The organism is Staphylococcus sp. IVB6240 (genome assembly GCF_025558425.1).
In the GTDB taxonomy this organism is placed as follows: domain Bacteria; phylum Bacillota; class Bacilli; order Staphylococcales; family Staphylococcaceae; genus Staphylococcus.
This window is the reverse complement of the sequence record NZ_CP094718.1, coordinates 268,698-290,658: the sequence shown is the minus strand read 5'-3', so window position 1 is coordinate 290,658 and position 21,961 is coordinate 268,698. Positions and strand designations below refer to the sequence as shown.

Below are 21,961 nucleotides of genomic sequence, written 5' to 3'. Positions count from 1 at the left end.
CATATTTAATGAATTGATTTGATATCTCGACGTAACCACTTACGGTAAACGAAAGCAGCAATAAGACCTAAGATTGTCATAATAAGATATAAAGGCCAATGTGGTAATTCATAATGAATCACAACTTCTTTTTCACCTTTATTAACTGGAATAATGGTTTGAATACCATTTCCTTTTTTCACTTCTCTCTTCTCACCGTCTAATTCTGCTTTTAAACCATCACGATATGGCATTGGAAGCACAAGGTAAGACTTCTTCGTTGGATTCATCTTAACTTTAATATCACGCTTTGTTTTCGTTACTTTGACTGGCTTCACATCGTCTTTTGCTTTTTCTAAAGTTGAATAATCCTCACCGTAAATACCTTTAATATTGACACGGTATGTACCCTTTTTAAGCTTGAGCTGCATAGGCTCTTTAGCAGGTACTCGAACCGTTACTGGTGTGACAAAACGTCTATAACGTTGGGTAAGTTCCTTACGATCTTGGCGGAAATCATCTACAATTAAGTAGTGTGGAACATCAGGATGCAATAATTCAACATCCATTTCTAAGTAATAATCTTTATATCTCTCTGAAAAATCAGATGGCATAGAGATATCGAGTCCACCATAATCTTTTGAAACTGTTAAATTAAATCCTTTCTGTTTTGCATCACGTGGTGTGATTTCTGCAAGTTTAACCATATTCGGATTTGGATAGAATAGCGTATTCGCTTTTTCTCCTTCCATTACAACACCTTCAAGCATTGCATGCTCTCTGTCTAATGGTGATTTTAAATCTTCTGCCTCAAACACTTTTGATGTTAAATGTGCTGACGGATAATCAATTGTATTGTGACTATGTGACCATGTAAATGTTCTATCTTTAATTTTCTTTTGTGGCCCCATGCCATAAACATCAGCTATATCCTCACTTCTCTTGATACGATCAGAGACATTCCATAATGCGTATAAGTTTGCACGATTACCTAACATACGATAGAGACTATTACCATCATATCCCATGTTAATCTGCATTTGTTTATCATAGTAGTCTAAAATCTCACCATCAAAGATACTAGAATAAAGAGAAACACCATTGAAGTCATATAGCATACCAGAATTAACTGCAAAATGACTCATATAATCGATACGCTCCATTGGAGAATCTTGTTTTTTCTTAATTTCATCTATTTTCTTTTGTAACACTTCACTATGATAATCCTCTGTGTGTAGTATTGATTCATCTCTCTCATATATCGTCATACAATTAGCTCGATAATTTAGAAGAAGCACAAATTGTTGAACAACAAAGAGTCCAATTATAAGGTAGATCATATTTTTTGAAAAACCTTTTTGTGAATAAATACAGTAACCAATGACACATAAAATCAATGCAGCTACAAACATCCACGATAAACGACCTACAGACATATTAATTGTTGCAATTACTAATGGAACAATCGGCACTAATGATACTAAATAATTACGCCACATTAACTCTGTAATGTGTTTTAACCATAATGCGATCATAACACTTGTCGATAATATTAATAAGAATCCCCATCGTCTTTCTGGAAATGATAGACCATTGAATAAACTATCCATATAAGGTGTCAATGAACCAATTAATAAAATCCAAGACAGTATCGCAAACATACGATAATAATAATGGCGATAAAGTTTAAACGTAAACAATGCAACTAATGCAATAAATGTAATGGTAAACTCAAGACCACTTGAAAAGATGTGATATCTTGGTGAAAAGTCGATCAACAGTGGCACTTCAAAATCAATCAGTTTACGATCATTATTAAGAAAAGAACGTACACCTGTTAAGAAACCAAATGAAGCGAGGAACAGACTAATTAATACAGATGGAAAAAGTAGCCATAATTTTTTCCAACGTGGCACAATGTCTTCAGGGTGCGTATCAATCATACGATAAACAAGATATGCCATCAGACCAAGTGCAACATAATAACTAAAGTAAAAATTCGTAAATAATGTTAATACAATCGCAACAATAAACAATCCAATCTTACGTGTTTTGAAAAAGCGCTCCATTCCCCAAATAGCAAGTGGCAAGTATAGCATGACATCTCCAAAAAACGACCATGCAAAATTAAAGAAATAAAACACTGTTGAAGCACTATAAAGCATTGCACCTAGAAATCTATATGGTTTCTCCATTTGGAACATTCTTAACATCCCATATGCAGCCAAAAAGGTAAGTACACATTTAAAGTAAGCCACAACAATTTGGTTCATTGCCCAAAAATCAAGACTAGATGGGTCCACAAGACCTAATATATCGAATATTTTAATACCTAAAAAATTGGCATACATGATAGGAGAAGTCGTGTAATAATAAGCAAGATCTGTAAAGTAATCTCCACCTAAACCAAATCCAATATCATATAGAGACGAAAAATTAGACATTCGCTCATATAAATAGGCTTGAAATGGTATCATTTGTTTAACACCATCAAACTTTCCACTGTAAATAATTCCATGAACAACATAGCGATAAAGCACTGGAACATACACAAGCGCCCCAACAAAAAGTGCCATGCCCAGTAATTTTAGCCATTTAGCATACGGAAAATCTTTTTTCAATAGTATTCCTTCTTTCTTCACTCTTTAAATATGACTATACGCATCAAATTATGTATTTATCTTTTATAAAATAATGATTCTCCTAAAAGATAATCGTAATATATCTCACAACATTTATTTCAGAGCTTTTAATTGTCACACTCGCACTCATTATAACAGAATTGCATATACAATATAACAGTAAATCATATCCAGTTCGATACAGAAATAAATGTATTATTGTGCTCACTTTTCTTTTTCACTCTGCTTCACATCTTTTAATACAATATTATTCCACCCCTCCAGATAATCTATCAATTGTGTGACATCTTCTAATACAACATCCGCTTCGTCAAATGTCGCTTCACGTCCCAAACCAGTTTTCACACCAATGTTTTTAGCACATCTAGCGCGCTTCCCTGTTTCCATATCTAAATCTGTATCACCAATCATAATCATCTCTTCTCCCTCTACCCCAAGTGACCATAGTGGCTGTAGAAGACGTGGATCTGGTTTTTCATAATTATCGCCATTTGTTGAAATCACACATGAAAACACATCTTCCATCCCTGTTTCGTTCAAAAAGTGCGACACGCCTTGAGCATTATCCCCTGTCACAATTGCCAATTGATAACCATGGCTTTTTAGTTGAATCAAAGCTTCACGAACCCCGGGATACAACTTACTTTCAGGTTCGCGAGTATCAATTAACTGTTGACTACGTGCGCAAACCCAGTCATATGTATCTACATGAGTATATTGATTAAATATGGCTGTCATTTCTTCAAGTGAGCCAGATGCCATGACACTTCCTGATCGAAATGCCTGCTCTTCTATTCCAATAGCATCATAAACTATGCTGCGTTCTGCTATTTCAAAATGTTCACACACATCGTCTACTAACTGAATACCAACCTTGACCCAACTTTGATCAAATTGAATCAGCGTACCATCTTTATCAAATAATAACCATTTAATTGCCATCCTTGTCACCTATTTCCTGGAATTTTCGTTCTTCATCAACCATTATGTACAAAGGAAGTTAGATATAATGATTTGGGTCTCTTACTCCCTCTAATACCTTCAACTATCTTCTTTATATACACCATAACATGTTTGATCTTCCAGTTGAATGAGTGTTTTATTTCCGTTCTTCAAAACAAAAAACACCCCACACCATCATTTTGATATGGGATGCCTTCATCTATAAGAATGATTACTTATCTTTCATAATGTGGTACGACTAAACGCCAGTTATGTGGATCATCTAACTTACCACTTTGAATACCTGTATAGTTGTCATATAACGCTTGAGTGATTTTTCCTGTTTCATTATTATTGATAACCATTTTTTGATCTTTAAATTGTAATTCACCAACTGGAGAAATCACGGCTGCTGTACCTGTACCAAAGACTTCTTCTAATTCACCTTTTTCATAGTGCTCGAATAACTCATCAATAGATACACGACGTTCTTCTACTTCATAGCCGAGTGTTTCAGCTAATGCAAGTACTGTTTTACGTGTGATACCAGGTAAGATACTACCATTTAATGATGGCGTCACAACTTTTCCGTTAATTACGAAGAAGATGTTCATGCTTCCAACTTCTTCAACATATTTTTGTTCTACACCATCTAACCAAAGTACTTGGTCAAATCCAAGTGCATTCGCATTTGCTTGTGCTAGTAAGCTAGCTGCGTAGTTACCCGCAACTTTCGCAAAACCAACACCACCACGTACTGCACGAACATATTCATCCTCAACATAAATTTTTGTAGGACGTAATGAGTCTCCACCATAATAAGATCCTGATGGTGATAAAATAATTAATAAACGGTAATTTTTAGACGGGGCTACTCCTAATATACCTTCTGTCGCAAAAACAACTGGACGGATATACAATGATTGTCCTTCACCTTCAGGAACCCAATCACGGTCTACGTCAACAAGCTGTTTTAAACCTTCTAATAATAAGTCCTCATCAATGCGTGGCATTTTTAAACGCTCTAATGAGACATTAATACGTTTGAAGTTTTCATCTGGTCTAAATAAGACAACTTCTCCGTTATGTTTATATGCTTTTAACCCTTCAAATACAGATTGACCATAATGTACACTTTGTGCAGCTGGTGAGATTTCAATAGGCGCATATGGAACGATTTTCAAATCATGCCAGCCTTGGCCTTCTGTATATTCAAAACTTAACATATAGTCTGTAAATACTTCACCAAATGTTAAAGAGGATTGATCTGGTTTCTCTTTTAACTCTTGGCGTTGTTCTAATTTCACTAAATCTGTCATAATAAATGCCCCCTGTAAAATATGTAAATGTAATACAAGCATTATAACAACTCAATCATAATAATTCAATGAGTTTTTAGAAAATTTAATATATTCATACTCATTATCTAAATATGAAAAAAGAGACAGTACACGCCTTCTAAACATGCACTATCTCATAAGTTATCAGTATTAAGCTTTTTGATTTTCTTTTTCTCTAATTGCATCAAGCATACGTTTTGTCATTGCTGCTAAGTCATATTTTGGATCAAAGCCCCATTCGCCACGCGCACAGCTTGTATCAATACTATCCGGCCAGCTCTCAGCAATACCCTGACGTACAGGATCTACATCATAGTCTAAAGTGAAGTTTGGATCATGTTCTTGAATGGCTGCTTTAACCATTTCTGGTTCAATACTCATTGCACTTACGTTATATGCGTTACGGTTAATTAATTTGCCGCCATCTGCTTCCATCAACTTAATAATGGCATCAATGGCATCATCCATGAACATCATGTCCATATATGTTCCACGATTAATATAGCTTGTATACTTACCTTCACGAACTGCTTGGAAATAAATATCAACAGCATAATCTGTTGTTCCGCCACCTGGTTCCTTTACATAAGAAATAAGGCCTGGGAAACGTACACTACGCGTATCTACTCCAAATTTTGTGAAGTAGTAATCACATAATAACTCACCTGAAACTTTGTTCACACCATACATTGTGTTTGGACGTTGGATTGTAACTTGAGGTGTATTTTTCTTAGGTGTATTCGGACCAAATGCACCAATTGAGCTTGGTGTGAAGAATTGTAAATCATATTTACGTGCAGCTTCTAAAGCATTCACTAAACCACCCATATTTAGGTTCCATGCAAGTAATGGTTTTTGTTCAGCAGTTGCTGATAGTAATGCTGCCATATGCATCATTGTGTCTGGTTTAAAGTCAGCAATTAATTGTTCCATTTTTTCAGCATTAGTTACATCTAAAATTTCAAATGGACCTTCAGCGACAATAGAGCCTGCTTCTGGCTCACGAATGTCTGTTGCTAAAACATTTTCATTCCCATAAATTTCACGACATTTTACAACAAGTTCTGTACCGATTTGACCTAATGCACCAGTGATAAATATTCTTTTCATAAATGATGACATCTCCTAACTGTCTTTCTGATAAACACAAATGTTTTCTTGTTATGCTCATTAACTAACTCTTTGTACACATTATAACATTTAAGCGCTTACTTGTACACGTAGGGAAAACACCTAAAGTTTACATTTCTCTATAAAACATGACGATATCTCCTTATATTTAAAAAGCGCAGCAACTTTTATGAGTCACTACGCTTATGTGTATATTAATTATGAGATAACATTTAATTCTTTACCAACACGTTCATATACAGCCAATGCTTCATCTAACATTTCTTTTGTATGTGCAGCTGTTGGCATATTACGTACACGGCCTGTGCCACGTGGTACCGTTGGGAAGACGATTGATTTAACATAAACGCCTTCTTCCATTAAACGTTTACTAAATTCTTGTGTTTTCTTCTCATCACCAATAATAACTGGTGTGATTGGTGTTTCTGATTCACCTGTATTGAAGCCTAATTTATTTAAGCCTTCTTTAAGATAATTTGCATTATCCCATAGTTTATCATGAAGTTCTGTAGACGCCATTAACTTTTTCACTGCTGTTGTAATAGCTTTTGTGTCTCCAGGTGCTAAAGATGTTGAGAATAAGAATGGACGTGATTGAACTTTTAACCAGTCGATTAATTTTTGAGAACCCGCAACATATCCACCTACAACACCAATGGCTTTAGATAATGTACCAATTTGGAAGTCAACCTTATCTTGTAATCCAAAATGTTTTACTGTTCCAGCACCTTTACCCATTACACCAGAACCATGCGCATCATCCACATAAACCATAATGCCATATTCTTCACAGATTTCTACAATTTCAGGTAATTTGGCAACATCGCCATCCATACTGAATACACCATCTGTAATGTACATTACTTTATTATATTGACCAGATTCTACAGCTTCTTTTGCTTTTTGACGTAAATCATCCATATCTGAATGGTTTACACGAATGATTTTCGCTTTTGATAAACGGCAACCATCAATAATAGATGCATGGTTTAATTCATCTGATAAGATTGCATCATTTTTGTTCATTACAGCTGAGATTGCTGCCATGTTACAGTTAAAACCTGATTGGTAAGCAATTGCTGCTTCTGTACCTTTAAATTCTGCTAAAGTTTTTTCTAATTCATCATGTAAGTCAAGTGTTCCGTTGATTGTACGAACAGCACCTGCACCCACACCATGAGAATCTACAGCTTCTTTAGCTGCTGCTTTTAAGTCTGCATCTGTCGCAAGGCCTAAGTAGTTGTTAGAAGATAAGTTGATATATTCTTTGCCTGCAATTTTGATTTGAGGGCCATTTGCACCTTCAATTGTGTCAATCTCGTTGTATAATCCATTGTCTTTCAAATAGTTAATATTTTCTTCTAGAAAGTCGTGTAATCTTTGTACCACGATTCATTCCCCTTTCCTATTTGCTAATACACCCTTATCATATCGTATTTTGAAGAAAGTTAAAAGCAAGTGTATAATATTATCATAATCTTTATAAAGGAGTGGATGACCCATGACGGATTGGTTTCAACGTGCTATCGAAAAAGAACATGAAACCATTGCGATACGCCGTCACTTGCATCAATATCCAGAGCGCTCATTTCAAGAAACAAAAACACATGCATATATTCTTGAAAAGTTAAAAGAACTTGACTTCGACATTCAAGAACGTGTGGGTGAAAATGGTATTGTTGCAACGATTGGTAATACTGAACAAGGACCAACCATTGCTTTGCGTGCAGACTTTGACGCATTGCCAATAGATGATATGAAAGAGGTCCCTTATCGCTCAAAAATCCCTGGAGTGATGCATGCTTGTGGTCATGACGGTCATACTGCCATCTTATTAACCGTTGCCGAACTCCTACATGAACATCAATCAGAACTAAAAGGAGCCGTTGTACTCATCTTCCAATATGGCGAAGAAGAAATGCCTGGTGGTGCACAAGGCATGATTGCTGATAATGCACTTGTCGGTGTTGATAAAGTATATGGCAATCACTTATGGAGTGGCTATCCTACTGGGACAATCCATACACGCCCTGGTGCTATGATGGCACAACCAGATGAATTTAATATTACAATTTATGGTAAAGGGGGGCATGGTGCAAAACCTCACGAGACAATTGATCCGATTGTCATCATGGCAGAGTTTATTTTAAGTACACAAAAAATTATTTCTCGTACACTTGATCCAGTAAAACAAGCAGTCATCTCATTTGGTAAAATTGAAGCTGGTGATGCAGATAATGTGATACCAGATACAGCACATTGTCGTGGAACTGTTCGTACTTTTGATACAAACGTACAAAAACATATACATGTAAAGTTAGACAAACTGCTACAAGGTCTAGCTGTGGCTAATGATATCACTTATGACTTAGATTATGTTAATGGTTATCTACCTGTTTATAATCATGAAGCTTCAGCAGAAATTGTTAAAACAGCTGCCAATGACTTAAACTTCCGGTACCATGATTCTGATTTAATGATGATTGGTGAGGACTTCTCTTATTACTTACACGCTTTACCTGGTGCCTTTTTCTTTACTGGTTGTGGTAATGCAGAAAAACAAACAGACTGGCCTCACCATAGTCCTCACTTTGATATTGATGAATCAGCCATGAAATACACAGTGAGCACATTTATGAAAATATTAGAATTAGAAAATGTACTTTAAATGACGAAAAGACCTTAAATCTCATAACTGAAATTTAAGGTCTTTTCTAATTGTCGCAATCATTAAATTAAACCATAAAAAATAACCACCACTTTCTTTGACGCGAATTGGTAGTTATTTTTTAATTATCAATAATAGTCACCGTCTTTTTAACGGGCTCATGGGACATGTAACAGCATGTCCTATTTAGATACAATTTTTAACATAATTTATTTCAGAACGCAATATGCATGATTTTGTCTTATTAATTAAATAGCTTTAAATATCATCTTTGAAATTAAAATTTTTCTCTACCATAGAACCTGATAATTAATTTCTTTATTAATGTGTCATCACACGATAATCATCGTCTTTAATATACGCTATGTACCCATATTTTCACACAATTCTTATTTAATAAAAATAAATATATAGTTTTAAAAAGAACGTTGTGCTAGAATATTATCGAGCAAGTTAAGTGGATGGTGGCTATCTGAGTATAAGGAGGTGATGCCTATGAACGGCATAACTGAAATCTTTAGAAAGGAAAAGCCCGTATGGTAAGTATTGCAGACGCATTAATCTTAATGATTGCATTCGGCACTTTTGTCGTATCTTTATTAGGACTTGTTGTCGCAATAATAAAACTCGACCATAAAAAATAACCACCACTTTCTTTGACCGGAATTGGTAGTTATTTTTTAAGTACTAATGATAGTCACCGTCTTTTTAACGGGCTCATGGGACATGTAACAGCATGTCCCTTTTATATTTTAAATGTAGCATAGTTTACTTTTTTATGCAATACATCATCAATTGGAATACATACAAAAAGGCTAGCGCAAATGCGCTAGCCTTTTCTATTATCTCAAAGATAAAATTTTATCTTATTTGTGGATTTCAGTTACAACGCCTGATCCTACAGTACGTCCACCTTCACGGATAGAGAAACGAGTACCGTCTTCGATAGCGATTGGAGAAATTAATTCAACTTCCATTTCAACGTTATCGCCAGGCATTACCATTTCAGTACCTTCTGGTAAGTTAACAACACCAGTTACGTCAGTAGTACGGAAATAGAATTGTGGGCGGTAGTTAGAGAAGAAAGGAGTGTGACGTCCACCTTCGTCTTTTGATAATACGTAAACTTCCGCTTTAAATTTTGTGTGTGGTGTAATTGAACCAGGAGCAGCTAATACTTGACCACGTTGTACATCTTCACGTGAAACACCACGTAATAATGCACCAATGTTGTCACCAGCTTCAGCGTAGTCTAATAACTTACGGAACATTTCTACACCAGTAACAGTTGTTTTAGCTGATTCGTCAGTTAAACCGATGATTTCAACTTCTTCACCAACTTTGATTTGACCACGTTCAACACGGCCAGTAGCTACTGTACCACGACCAGTGATTGAGAATACGTCCTCAACTGGCATCATGAATGGTTTGTCAGAATCACGTTCTGGAGTTGGGATGTACTCGTCAACAGCTTGCATTAATTCTAAGATTTTTTCTTCGTATGCAGCATCGCCTTCTAAAGCTTTTAATGCTGAACCAGCGATTACAGGTACGTCATCGCCTGGGAAGTCGTATTCAGATAATAAGTCACGAACTTCCATTTCAACTAATTCTAATAATTCTTCGTCGTCAACCATGTCAACTTTGTTTAAGAATACTACTAATGCTGGTACACCAACGTTACGTGATAATAAGATGTGCTCACGAGTTTGTGGCATTGGACCGTCAGCAGCAGATACTACTAAGATACCACCGTCCATTTGTGCAGCACCAGTGATCATGTTTTTAACATAGTCAGCGTGACCTGGGCAGTCAACGTGTGCATAGTGACGTGTTTCAGTTTGGTATTCGATGTGTGAAGTATTGATTGTGATACCACGCTCTTTCTCTTCTGGAGCGTTGTCGATCATGTCGTATGATTGAGCTTCACTGTCACCGTGTTTTGCTAATACAGTTGCGATAGCAGCTGTTAAAGTTGTTTTACCATGGTCAACGTGACCGATAGTACCAATATTGGCATGTGTTTTTGAGCGATCAAATTTTTCTTTTGCCATTATGAAATCTCTCCTATTCAAATTAAGAATTATATTTTTTAATATGTCTCATGAAAGTTACTCACCTTCATGAGGCATATTTTCTTTACTACCTTTATAAAGCATTTTAATGAAAAAATCAATTTATAAACAAGTGATAATTAAACGAATGAATTATTCACCTTTATTCTTTTTGATAATTTCCTCAGAAATTGATTTTGGTACTTCTGCATAATGATCAAAGTACATTGTGTAAGTACCGCGACCTTGTGTGTTAGAACGTAATGATGTTGCATAACCGAACATTTCTGAAAGTGGAACATAAGCGTTAACTACTTGTGCGTTACCGCGTGCTTCCATACCATCAACGCGTCCACGGCGTGCTGTTACGTCACCCATGATATCGCCTAGGTATTCTTCAGGCATTTCGATTGTAACTTTCATCATTGGTTCTAAGATGACAGGATCACATTTTTTAGCAGCTTCTTTAAGTGCTAATGATGCAGCAATTTTGAAGGCCATTTCAGATGAATCGACATCATGGTATGAACCGTCAAATAATTTTGCTTTTACATCGATTAATGGATATCCAGCTAATACACCGTTTTCCATTGTATCTTTAAGACCTTGTTCAACTGAAGGGATGTATTCACGAGGAACAACACCACCAACGATAGCGTTTTCGAATTCGAAACCTTCACCAGTTTCGTTAGGTGTGAATTCGATGTGAACGTCACCGTATTGACCACGACCACCAGATTGACGAGAGAATTTACCTTGTACTGCAGCGGATTGTTTGAACGTTTCACGGTAAGATACCATTGGCGCACCAACGTTAGCTTCTACATTAAATTCTTTCTTCATACGGTCAACGATAATGTCAAGGTGAAGCTCACCCATACCACCGATGATAACTTGACCAGTTTCTTCATCAGTATGTGCTTTGAATGTTGGGTCTTCTTCTTGTAATTTTTGTAAAGCTTGTGCCATTTTATCTTGGTCAGCTTTAGATTTAGGTTCAACTGATAAGTGAATTACAGGCTCTGGGAATTCCATTGACTCAAGAATGATGTCATTTTTCTCACCACAAAGCGTGTCACCAGTTGCAGTGTCTTTAAGACCTACAGCAGCAGCGATATCACCTGAGTAAACAGTGCTGATCTCTTCACGAGAGTTCGCGTGCATTTGTAGGATACGACCTACACGTTCACGTTTATCTTTAGTTGAGTTTTTAACATATGAACCTGAAGTTAATGTACCTGAGTACACACGGAAGAATGTTAATTTACCAACGTAAGGGTCAGTCATAACTTTGAATGCTAATGCTGCGAATTCTGCATCATCATCAGCTTTAGCGACTACTTCTTCTTCAGGGTTATCAGAACGGTGACCAATGATAGGTTTAACGTCTAATGGTGATGGTAAGTAGTCAATAACTGCGTCCAACATTAATTGAACACCTTTGTTTTTGAATGCTGTACCACATAATACAGGGTAGAATTCAACATCTGTTGTTGCTTGACGGATAGCGTCTTTAAGCTCTTCAACAGTTAATTCTTCTCCACCTAAGTATTTTTCCATTAAGTCATCGTTTGTCTCAGCAACTGCCTCGATTAACGCTTCACGAGCTTCTTCAGCGCGTTCTTGGTAGTCAGCTGGGATTTCGATTTCTTCGATTTCAGTACCTAAGTCATTGTTGTATTTGAAACATTTCATTGTAACTAAGTCAATGATTGCTTCAAATTCATCTTCAGCACCAATTGGTAATTGGATAGGTGCTGCGTTCGCTTGTAAACGGTCATGTAAAGTGCTTACTGCGTATTCGAAGTTCGCACCCATTTTGTCCATTTTGTTTACAAATACGATACGTGGTACACCGTAAGTTGTTGCTTGACGCCAAACTGTTTCAGTTTGAGGTTCTACACCTGATTGTGCGTCAAGTACTGTTACTGCACCATCAAGTACACGTAATGAACGTTCAACCTCTACAGTGAAGTCTACGTGTCCAGGTGTATCGATGATGTTTACGCGGTGACCATTCCATGCAGCTGTTGTTGCAGCTGATGTGATAGTGATACCACGGTCTTGCTCTTGTTCCATCCAGTCCATTTGTGAAGCACCTTCATGTGTTTCACCAATTTTATGAATACGGCCAGTGTAATAAAGAATACGTTCAGTAGTCGTCGTTTTACCAGCATCGATGTGAGCCATGATACCGATATTACGAGTGTTCTTCAACGAAAAGTCTCTTGCCATGGGTATTCTTTCTCCTTCCAGAATAATTGGATTATATAGTCAGATATAGCTTTACCCTAAGCATGTATAAGACAAACACCAAACTGCTTATGCAGCTTGCTGATCATCATTTATACGATAAGTGCTCAGGGGATTAGCGTTTATCTTACCAGCGGTAGTGAGCGAATGCTTTGTTCGCTTCTGCCATTTTGTGTGTGTCTTCACGTTTCTTAACGGCTCCACCAGTGTTGTTGGCTGCGTCTAAGATTTCGTTAGCTAAACGTTCCTCCATAGTTTTTTCACCACGAAGACGCGCATAGTTTACTAACCAACGTAAACCTAAAGTAGTACGACGCTCTGGACGAACTTCTACAGGTACTTGGTAGTTAGAACCACCTACACGGCGTGCTTTAACTTCAAGTACTGGCATAATATTGTTGATTGCTTCATCGAATACTTCCATTGCATCACGACCAGAACGTTCTTGAACTAAGTCGAATGCTGAATAAAGAATACGTTGAGCAGTCCCACGCTTACCATCTAACATAATTTTGTTAATTAATTTTGTAACTAATTTAGAGTTGTGAATTGGATCTGGTAACACATCTCTTTTAGGTACTGATCCTTTACGAGGCATAATACAAGTCCTCCCTTCCTATTATAGTTGATTATTGTTCTATTTGAGTTTAATGTCGATTAAACTTATTTTTTAGGTTTTTTAGTACCGTATAATGAACGGCTTTGCATACGACCTTCAACACCTGAAGTATCTAATGCACCACGTACGATATGGTAACGCACACCAGGTAAGTCTTTTACACGTCCACCACGAACAAGTACAACACTGTGTTCTTGTAAGTTGTGTCCGATACCAGGAATGTATGCGTTGATTTCAATGTTGTTTGATAAACGCACACGCGCATATTTACGTAACGCAGAGTTTGGTTTCTTAGGTGTCATTGTACCCACACGTGTACATACACCACGTTTTTGTGGTGAATTTAACTTAGTGAATTGTTTTTTCTGACTGTTGAAACCTCTATTTAAAGCAGGTGAGTCTGATTTTTTAGTTTTGCTCTGTCTTGGTTTACGTACTAATTGGTTAATAGTAGGCATTTATTGTCCTCCTCTCTTGTCCTCTTAATTCCACACATCCAGGTGGTTCATTTTTAAGTTAAATAAAATTTAGTAAGCATTACACTTACTAATCTCATTTCAGTAATGCAACAACTGTTGCTTTTACCTTTATACCAACATGTTCTCCAAGTCGTTTTCTGCTTGGAAAGAACGTAATAGGTATCGTATTTTGATTGGCAAAGCTTAACACGCGTGCTAATAAATGAATATTAACATCTTCACCTATAATCAATTCCTTGACTTGCTGTCTCTTTAACGCTTTAAGCGTTTGCTTGAGACCCACAACATAGGTTTCATTATCTAAGCGTGTGACTTTTTCATTAGACATTTTCATATCCTCCAAAGTACTGCTTGCATCAACCTTTACTATATTATCATCTCTATCAACAGTTCGTCAACACTTATTGCTAATAAATCACAGGATTTTATAGTTCTAACAGTACTCACTATTTCATTTTAACAATATTTATAAGAAAAGAGATGGGGCCACATTGTGCCCCATGCTCTCACTATATGATTACTCAGTGATAAATTGTGTTTCAACGTTTTCTGGTGCTTCTTCTTTCTCAATAGATACGTCACTGTAACGTTTCATACCTGTACCTGCAGGAATCAATTTACCGATGATAACGTTCTCTTTCAAGCCGAGTAAGTCATCTCGTTTTCCTTTGATTGCTGCATCTGTAAGAACACGTGTCGTTTCTTGGAATGAAGCTGCAGACAAGAAACTTTCTGTTTCAAGTGATGCTTTCGTGATACCAAGTAATACTGGTTTTGCAGTCGCTGGGCGTTTACGCTCTTTGAATGCATCACGGTTTGCATCTGTGAAGTGATGGATGTCTACCAATGAACCTGGTAATAACTTCGTATCGCCAGCTTCAATGATACGTACTTTACGTAACATTTGACGTACCATTACTTCAACGTGTTTGTCATCAATTTCTACACCTTGCATACGGTAAACTTTTTGTACTTCTTTAAGTAAGTACGCTTCAGTTGCTGTCAAACCAGCTACCGCTAAGTAGTTTTTCGGCTCAATTGAACCTTCAGTTAATACTTCACCGCGTTCAACAGATTGTCCGATTTCTACTTTCAAGCGTGATGTACCTGATGCAAGATATGAACGTGATTCGTTCGCACCTTTAATCACAATCTCTTGTTGTCTGTCTTTACCAACTGTAATGTTGTCTACCACACCTTCGATCTCAGTAATCACGGCTTGACCTTTCGGATTACGTGCTTCAAAGATCTCTTGGATACGAGGTAAACCTTGCGTGATATCGCTACCGGCTACCCCACCAGTATGGAATGTACGCATTGTTAATTGTGTACCAGGCTCACCGATTGATTGAGCGGCAATTGTACCAACTGCTTCACCCACTTCAACTTTTTCACCTGTCGCTAAGTTTTTACCGTAACATTTTTCACATACACCGTGACGTGTGTTACAAGTAAATGCTGAACGGATGTACATCTCTTCAATGCCTGCATCTGTAATTTCTTTAGCGATTTCAGCTGTAATTAATTCGTCTGGACGAATAATGACTTTATCTGTCTCTGGATGACGAATTGTCTCTTTAGAGTAACGGCCTTCAATACGCTCGATGAATGGTTCGATCATTTCTGTACCTTCTTTGATATCTGAAACGAGTAAACCACGGTCAGTACCACAATCTTCTTCACGCACGATAACATCTTGTGCAACGTCAACAAGACGACGTGTTAAGTAACCTGAGTCGGCTGTCTTAAGTGCTGTATCGGCAAGACCTTTACGCGCACCGTGAGTTGAGATGAAGTATTCTAATACTGTTAAACCTTCACGGAATGATGATGTGATTGGAAGTTCGATAATTTTACCAGATGGAGCGGCCATCAGACCACGCATACCTGCAAGTTGCGTGAAGTTAGATGCGTTACCACGGGCACCTGAGTCACTCATCATAAAGATTGGGTTTGTTTTATCAAGAGATTTCATCAGTTTCTCTTGGATTCTATCTTTCGCTTGTGTCCAAATTTCAATAACTGCATTATAACGTTCTTCTTCAGTTAATAAACCACGGCTGAATTGTTTTTGTACGCGTTCAACAAGTTTTTCTGATTCGTCTAAGATTTCTTGTTTGTCTGGTAATACAACGATGTCGGCAACACCTACAGTAATACCTGCTTTTGATGAGTACTTGAATCCTAAGTCTTTCATTAAGTCAAGCATCATTGACGTATCTGTAATGCTGAAACGGTTAAACACTTCTGCGATGATATTTCCTAAGAATTTTTTATTGAAAGGTGGTACAAGTTCAGTATTTTCAAAGTATGCTTTTAATCCACCTTCACCTAGTTCAGTTGCGTCAACAAAGTATTTGTCTGGCGTATTCTTTTCTAGGTTTGTTGCAGTTGGTTCGTTAATATATGCAAATGAATCAGGAATGATTTCATTGAAAATTACTTTACCAACTGATGTTGTTAAGATTTTACGGTTTTGCTCTTCTGTAAATGTTGGGTTGTTAAATGATGCCGCTTGTACACCAATACGTGTGTGTAAGTGTACATAACCATTAGCATACGCTTTTAACACTTCATTTGTATCATTAAATAACATACCTGTATTTACAGCATCTTCACGCTCTAATGTTAAGTAGTAGTTACCAAGTACCATATCCTGAGAAGGTGTAACTACTGGCTTACCATCTTTAGGGTTCAAGATGTTTTGTGCCGCAAGCATTAACATACGTGCTTCTGCTTGTGCTTCTTTTGATAACGGTACGTGTACGGCCATTTGGTCACCGTCAAAGTCCGCGTTGTATGCTGTTGTAACAAGTGGATGTAAACGGATCGCACGACCTTCTACAAGTGTTGGTTCGAATGCTTGGATACCAAGTCTGTGAAGTGTTGGTGCACGGTTAAGCAATACTGGGTGTTCAACGATAACGTCTTCTAATACATCCCATACTTCATCTTCCATGCGTTCAATTTTGCTTTTCGCATTTTTGATGTTTGTTGCAATTTCACGTTGCACTAACTCTTTCATAACGAATGGCTTGAATAATTCAAGTGCCATTTCTTTTGGTAAACCACATTGGTACATTTTCAAGTTTGGACCAACGGCGATAACTGAACGACCTGAATAGTCAACACGTTTACCAAGTAAGTTTTGACGGAAACGTCCTTGTTTACCTTTTAACATGTGTGACAATGATTTAAGTGGACGGTTACCTGGACCTGTAACTGGACGACCACGACGACCGTTGTCGATTAAAGCATCAACAGCTTCTTGTAACATACGTTTTTCGTTTTGTACGATGATGCCAGGTGCACCAAGGTCTAATAAACGTTTTAAACGGTTGTTACGGTTGATAACACGACGGTATAAGTCATTCAAGTCACTTGTTGCAAAACGGCCACCATCAAGTTGTACCATTGGACGAATCTCTGGTGGGATGATTGGAAGTACATCTAAAATCATCCAAGCAGGATTGTTTCCTGAGTTACGGAATGATTCAACAACTTCTAAACGTTTGATCGCACGTGTTAAACGTTGACCTGTTGCAGACTCTAATTCATCGCGTAAAAGTTTAAGTTCTTCATCTAAGTCAATTTCTTCTAATAGGTCTTTAATACCTTCAGCACCCATTTTAGCTGTAAATTGACCAGGGAACTTATCGTAATAATCACGGAATTCTGCTTCAGAAAGCAATGATTTTTTCTCTAAACCTGTTGGACCTGGATCTACCACAACATATGAAGCAAAGTAAATAACTTCTTCTAATGAACGTGGTGACATATCCAATAATAAGCCCATACGACTTGGAATACCTTTGAAGTACCAAATATGTGATACAGGTGCTGCAAGTTCGATGTGGCCCATACGTTCACGACGTACTTTAGATTTTGTAACTTCTACACCACAACGGTCACAGATCATACCTTTGTAACGTACACGTTTGTATTTACCACAACTACATTCCCAGTCTTTTGTTGGTCCGAAGATTCTTTCACAGAATAAACCATCTTTTTCTGGTTTTAATGTACGGTAGTTGATTGTTTCTGGTTTTTTAACTTCACCTTTAGACCATTTGCGGATTTTTTCTGGTGAAGCGAGTCCTATTTTCATGTAATGGAATTTATTTACATCAATCAAGGAGCCTACCTCCTTTAGTTTAAATTAGCTATGCAAATTGATTGATAACAACGTCTGATTTATATCGTTATTGTATAGCTGAGACGTTCATCCAAAACACGCATGGGCATGGTTTAGATGAAACACTCTCAGCATACACTTCTATTTGACAGTTAGTGATTATTCGTTTGTTTCGACTGGAGCTTCTTCAACAGCAGCTGGTTGCTGTGCATTGAATTTTTGATCTTGAGCATCATCGTCTTCGATATCACTCATATCGATTTCTTGATCTTGCTCGTCCATCACTTTAACATCCAATCCTAAACTTTGTAACTCTTTCATTAATACGCGGAATGATTCTGGAACACTTGGTCTTGCAATGTTTTCACCTTTAACAATTGCTTCGTAAGTTTTCACACGACCGACTGTATCATCTGATTTGTAAGTCAAGATTTCTTGTAATGTGTATGCAGCACCGTATGCTTCAAGTGCCCATACCTCCATCTCACCAAATCTTTGACCACCGAATTGCGCTTTACCACCAAGTGGTTGTTGCGTAACAAGTGAGTATGGTCCTGTTGAACGTGCGTGAAGTTTATCGTCAACCATGTGTGCAAGTTTCAACATGTACATCACACCAACAGAAATACGGTTGTCGAATGGTTCACCTGTACGGCCATCGTAAAGGACTGTTTTACCGTCACGTGCCATACCAGCTTCTTCAATTGTTGACCATACATCATCGTCGTTCGCACCATCAAATACTGGTGAAGCAACGTGAATACCTAAGTTCTTAGCAGCCATACCTAAGTGTAACTCTAATACTTGTCCGATATTCATACGTGATGGTACACCAAGTGGGTTTAACATGATGTCAATTGGTGTTCCGTCTGGTAAGTAAGGCATGTCTTCTTCAGGTACGATTTTAGAGATGACACCTTTGTTACCGTGACGACCACACATCTTATCCCCAACGTGGATTTTACGTTTTTGAACGATATAAACACGTACTAATTGGTTAACACCTGGAGAAAGCGAATCATCGCCTTCTTCACGGTTGAACACTTTAACATCTAATACGATACCGCCAGCACCGTGTGGTACACGTAGTGACGTGTCACGTACTTCACGAGCCTTTTCACCAAAGATAGCGTGTAATAAACGTTCTTCTGCTGTTAATTCAGTCACACCTTTAGGCGTTACTTTACCAACAAGGATGTCACCATCTTTAACTTCTGCACCAACATAAACAATACCGCGATCATCTAAGTTTTTAAGTGCATTTTCAGATACGTTTGGAATATCACGTGTAATTTCTTCAGGTCCAAGTTTTGTATCGCGTGCTTCAGATTCGTACTCTTCAATGTGAATAGATGTATAAACATCATCTTTCACAAGACGTTCACTCATGATTACGGCATCCTCGTAGTTATAACCGTCCCAAGTCATAAATCCAACGACTACGTTACGCCCAAGGGCCATTTCACCAAGTTCCATAGAAGGACCATCAGCTAAAATTTCGCCTTTAGATACAACATCGCCAGCTTTAATGATTGGACGTTGGTTATAACAAGTACCTGAGTTTGAACGTTTGAACTTCGCTAATGGATAGCGATCTAGTTCACCTTCATACTCTTGGCCATTTTCCTCAATTAAACGTCTTACTAAAATTTCTTTTGATTGAACGTGTTCAACACGACCACGATGTTTTGCAATGACTGCTGCACCAGAGTCACGTGCTGCTACGTGTTCCATACCTGTACCAACAAATGGTGATTCAGGATTTAACAATGGCACCGCTTGACGTTGCATGTTTGCACCCATTAAGGCACGGTTAGAGTCATCGTTTTCTAAGAATGGGATACATGCTGTCGCAGCAGAAACAACTTGCTTCGGTGATACGTCCATGTAATCCATTTTTTCTTTTGCCATAGTTGTGTTGTTACCACGGAAACGACATACGATTTCATCATCAATGAAACGACCATTTTCGTCTAAGCGTGAGTTCGCTTGTGCAACTACATAGCTATCTTCTTCATCAGCTGTTAAGTAGTCGATTTGGTCAGTAATTGTATTCGTTTCAATGTCTACTTTACGATATGGTGTTTCAATAAAACCAAATTCATTGACACGCGCATAACTAGATAGTGAGTTGATTAAACCAATGTTTGGTCCCTCTGGTGTTTCAATCGGACACATACGACCATAGTGAGAGTAGTGTACGTCACGCACTTCCATTTGTGCACGTTCACGTGTTAAACCACCAGGCCCTAATGCTGATAGACGACGTTTGTGCGTTAACTCAGCAAGTGGGTTCGCTTGGTCCATGAATTGTGATAATTGAGAACTACCAAAGAACTCTTTAATTGACGCAATAACTGGACGGATATTGATTAATTGTTGTGGTGTGATTGATTCAGTATCTTGAATTGACATTCTCTCACGCACAACACGTTCCATACGTGATAAACCGATACGGAATTGGTTCTGTAATAATTCACCTACAGAACGTAAACGACGGTTACCAAGATGGTCAATATCGTCTGTATAACCAATACCATGTAATAAGTTAAAGAAGTATGACATAGATGCAACGATGTCAGCTGGTGTAATACATTTCACTTCAGAATCAGGGAATGCATTACCAATCACTGTTGTTGTACGACCTTCCTCATCGTTTGGTACGTATACTTTGATTGATTGAATTTCAACTGGCTCATCAACAATGCTATCTGGTAACTCATACACTTGTGCATTCGCATTTGATTCAAGCACATCCATAATTTCGTCTAATTTACGACGATCAAGAACTGTACCTTCTTCAGCAACGATTTCACCCGTTTCAGTATTAACGATTGGTTCCGCTAACTTCTGATTAAATAAACGGTGTTTTAAATGTAATTTTTTGTTTGCTTTGTAACGTCCAACGCTTGCTAAATCATAGCGTTTTGGATCAAAGAAGCGTGAGTATAATAAGCTCTTCGCATTTTCAAGTGTTGGTGGTTCACCTGGACGTAGACGCTCATAGATTTCTAATAATGCCTGATCTGTATTTTCAGTGCTGTCTTTTTCTAACGTATTGCGTAAGTATTCGTTATCACCAATCAAGTCGATAATCTCTTGATCTGTTGAATAACCTAAAGCACGTAATAATACTGTTAGTGGGAGTTTTCTTGTTCTATCGATACGCACATAAACAATATCTTTAGCGTCTGTTTCATATTCCAACCATGCACCACGGTTTGGAATCACTGTCGCGTCATAGTTCACACGACCATTTTTATCTAACTTCTCATTGAAGTATACTGATGGCGAACGCACTAATTGTGAAACGATAACACGTTCTGCACCATTGATCACGAAAGTACCTGTTTCAGTCATTAATGGGAAATCACCCATAAATACTTCTTGATCTTTTACTTCGCCTGTTTCCTTAATGATTAAACGAACTTTCACACGTAATGGTGCTGCATAAGTCGCATCACGGTTTTTAGACTCTTCTAAATCATACTTAGGTTCGCCTAGTCTGTAATCAACGAACTCTAAAGACAAGTTGCCTGTAAAGTCCTCGATTGGTGAGATATCTCTAAACATCTCTAAAAGGCCCTCTTCCAAGAACCAATCATATGATTTTGTTTGAATCTCAATTAAGTTTGGTAATTCTAGAACTTCTGAGATTCTTGCGTAGTTTCTACGTTTACGATGTCTTCCATATTGGACAAATTGACCTGCCAAACAGA

At 37.6% G+C, this 21,961-nt stretch carries 14 protein-coding genes; 2 read left to right on the top strand and 12 right to left on the bottom strand.

Going from position 1 to position 21,961, the window contains the following annotated elements; genetic code table 11:
• Positions 1 to 5: 5 nt before the first annotated feature.
• From MUA88_RS01340 to MUA88_RS01320, 5 genes are all read right to left on the bottom strand, one after another.
• Positions 6 to 2,600, bottom strand: coding sequence for a YfhO family protein (locus MUA88_RS01340; RefSeq protein WP_262605660.1), 2,595 nt, complete (start codon positions 2,598 to 2,600; stop codon positions 6 to 8).
• A 225-nt stretch (positions 2,601 to 2,825) separates the two neighbouring features.
• Entirely contained in the window at positions 2,826 to 3,563 is a 738-nt protein-coding gene (locus tag MUA88_RS01335; protein WP_262605659.1) for an HAD family hydrolase, read from the bottom strand.
• A gap of 236 nt (positions 3,564 to 3,799) precedes the next feature.
• Positions 3,800 to 4,882, bottom strand: coding sequence for a branched-chain amino acid aminotransferase (locus MUA88_RS01330; RefSeq protein ID WP_262604362.1), 1,083 nt, complete (start codon positions 4,880 to 4,882; stop codon positions 3,800 to 3,802).
• A gap of 171 nt (positions 4,883 to 5,053) precedes the next feature.
• Entirely contained in the window at positions 5,054 to 6,013 is a 960-nt protein-coding gene (locus MUA88_RS01325; RefSeq protein WP_262604361.1) for an NAD-dependent epimerase/dehydratase family protein, read from the bottom strand.
• Positions 6,014 to 6,232: 219 nt separating this feature from the next.
• Entirely contained in the window at positions 6,233 to 7,423 is a 1,191-nt protein-coding gene (locus MUA88_RS01320; protein WP_262604360.1) for a glycine C-acetyltransferase, read from the bottom strand.
• A gap of 112 nt (positions 7,424 to 7,535) precedes the next feature.
• Between MUA88_RS01320 and MUA88_RS01315 the strand changes: the two genes are divergently transcribed.
• Both MUA88_RS01315 and MUA88_RS01310 read left to right on the top strand, forming a co-directional pair.
• A complete protein-coding gene (locus MUA88_RS01315) occupies positions 7,536 to 8,702 on the top strand; it encodes an amidohydrolase (RefSeq protein WP_262605658.1) in 1,167 nt (388 codons plus the stop codon).
• Between the two features lie 536 nt (positions 8,703 to 9,238).
• Complete coding sequence (locus MUA88_RS01310) at positions 9,239 to 9,346, top strand: putative holin-like toxin (protein WP_095115235.1); 108 nt, start codon at positions 9,239 to 9,241, stop codon at positions 9,344 to 9,346.
• 222 nt (positions 9,347 to 9,568) lie between these two features.
• On the opposite strand, the gene tuf is transcribed toward MUA88_RS01310, so the two are convergent.
• The 7 genes from tuf to rpoB form a co-directional block, all read right to left on the bottom strand.
• Positions 9,569 to 10,756 carry an elongation factor Tu gene (gene tuf / locus MUA88_RS01305; protein WP_262604358.1) on the bottom strand — a complete coding sequence of 396 codons (1,188 nt, stop codon included), beginning with the start codon at positions 10,754 to 10,756 and terminating at the stop codon, positions 9,569 to 9,571.
• Between the two features lie 153 nt (positions 10,757 to 10,909).
• Positions 10,910 to 12,991: an elongation factor G gene (fusA, locus tag MUA88_RS01300; protein WP_262605657.1), complete on the bottom strand. Its 2,082-nt coding sequence runs from the start codon at positions 12,989 to 12,991 to the stop codon at positions 10,910 to 10,912.
• Between the two features lie 145 nt (positions 12,992 to 13,136).
• Complete coding sequence (gene rpsG / locus MUA88_RS01295) at positions 13,137 to 13,607, bottom strand: 30S ribosomal protein S7 (RefSeq protein ID WP_014614746.1); 471 nt, start codon at positions 13,605 to 13,607, stop codon at positions 13,137 to 13,139.
• 65 nt (positions 13,608 to 13,672) lie between these two features.
• Complete coding sequence (gene rpsL / locus MUA88_RS01290) at positions 13,673 to 14,086, bottom strand: 30S ribosomal protein S12 (RefSeq protein ID WP_044359258.1); 414 nt, start codon at positions 14,084 to 14,086, stop codon at positions 13,673 to 13,675.
• A gap of 94 nt (positions 14,087 to 14,180) precedes the next feature.
• The gene (locus MUA88_RS01285) at positions 14,181 to 14,435 is read right to left on the bottom strand and encodes a ribosomal L7Ae/L30e/S12e/Gadd45 family protein (protein WP_262604356.1); all 255 of its coding nucleotides are present in this window, start codon (positions 14,433 to 14,435) and stop codon (positions 14,181 to 14,183) included.
• 189 nt (positions 14,436 to 14,624) lie between these two features.
• Positions 14,625 to 18,242, bottom strand: a complete 3,618-nt coding sequence (gene rpoC / locus MUA88_RS01280; protein WP_346014889.1) for a DNA-directed RNA polymerase subunit beta' — start codon at positions 18,240 to 18,242, stop codon at positions 14,625 to 14,627.
• A gap of 159 nt (positions 18,243 to 18,401) precedes the next feature.
• A complete protein-coding gene (rpoB, locus tag MUA88_RS01275) occupies positions 18,402 to 21,956 on the bottom strand; it encodes a DNA-directed RNA polymerase subunit beta (protein WP_262605656.1) in 3,555 nt (1,184 codons plus the stop codon).
• Positions 21,957 to 21,961 lie beyond the last annotated feature (5 nt).

Bases quoted from the DNA above. Each gene is read 5' to 3' on its own strand.
- MUA88_RS01325 (WP_262604361.1), bottom strand. From the start codon at position 6,013: ATGAAAAGAATATTTATCACTGGTGCATTAGGTCAAATCGGTACAGAA.
- MUA88_RS01335 (WP_262605659.1), bottom strand. From the start codon at position 3,563: ATGGCAATTAAATGGTTATTATTTGATAAAGATGGTACGCTGATTCAA.
- MUA88_RS01310 (WP_095115235.1), top strand. From the start codon at position 9,239: ATGGTAAGTATTGCAGACGCATTAATCTTAATGATTGCATTCGGCACT.
- rpsG (WP_014614746.1), bottom strand. From the start codon at position 13,607: ATGCCTCGTAAAGGATCAGTACCTAAAAGAGATGTGTTACCAGATCCA.
- MUA88_RS01330 (WP_262604362.1), bottom strand. From the start codon at position 4,882: ATGACAGATTTAGTGAAATTAGAACAACGCCAAGAGTTAAAAGAGAAA.
- fusA (WP_262605657.1), bottom strand. From the start codon at position 12,991: ATGGCAAGAGACTTTTCGTTGAAGAACACTCGTAATATCGGTATCATG.
- rpsL (WP_044359258.1), bottom strand. From the start codon at position 14,086: ATGCCTACTATTAACCAATTAGTACGTAAACCAAGACAGAGCAAAACT.
- MUA88_RS01285 (WP_262604356.1), bottom strand. From the start codon at position 14,435: ATGTCTAATGAAAAAGTCACACGCTTAGATAATGAAACCTATGTTGTG.
- MUA88_RS01315 (WP_262605658.1), top strand. From the start codon at position 7,536: ATGACGGATTGGTTTCAACGTGCTATCGAAAAAGAACATGAAACCATT.
- tuf (WP_262604358.1), bottom strand. From the start codon at position 10,756: ATGGCAAAAGAAAAATTTGATCGCTCAAAAACACATGCCAATATTGGT.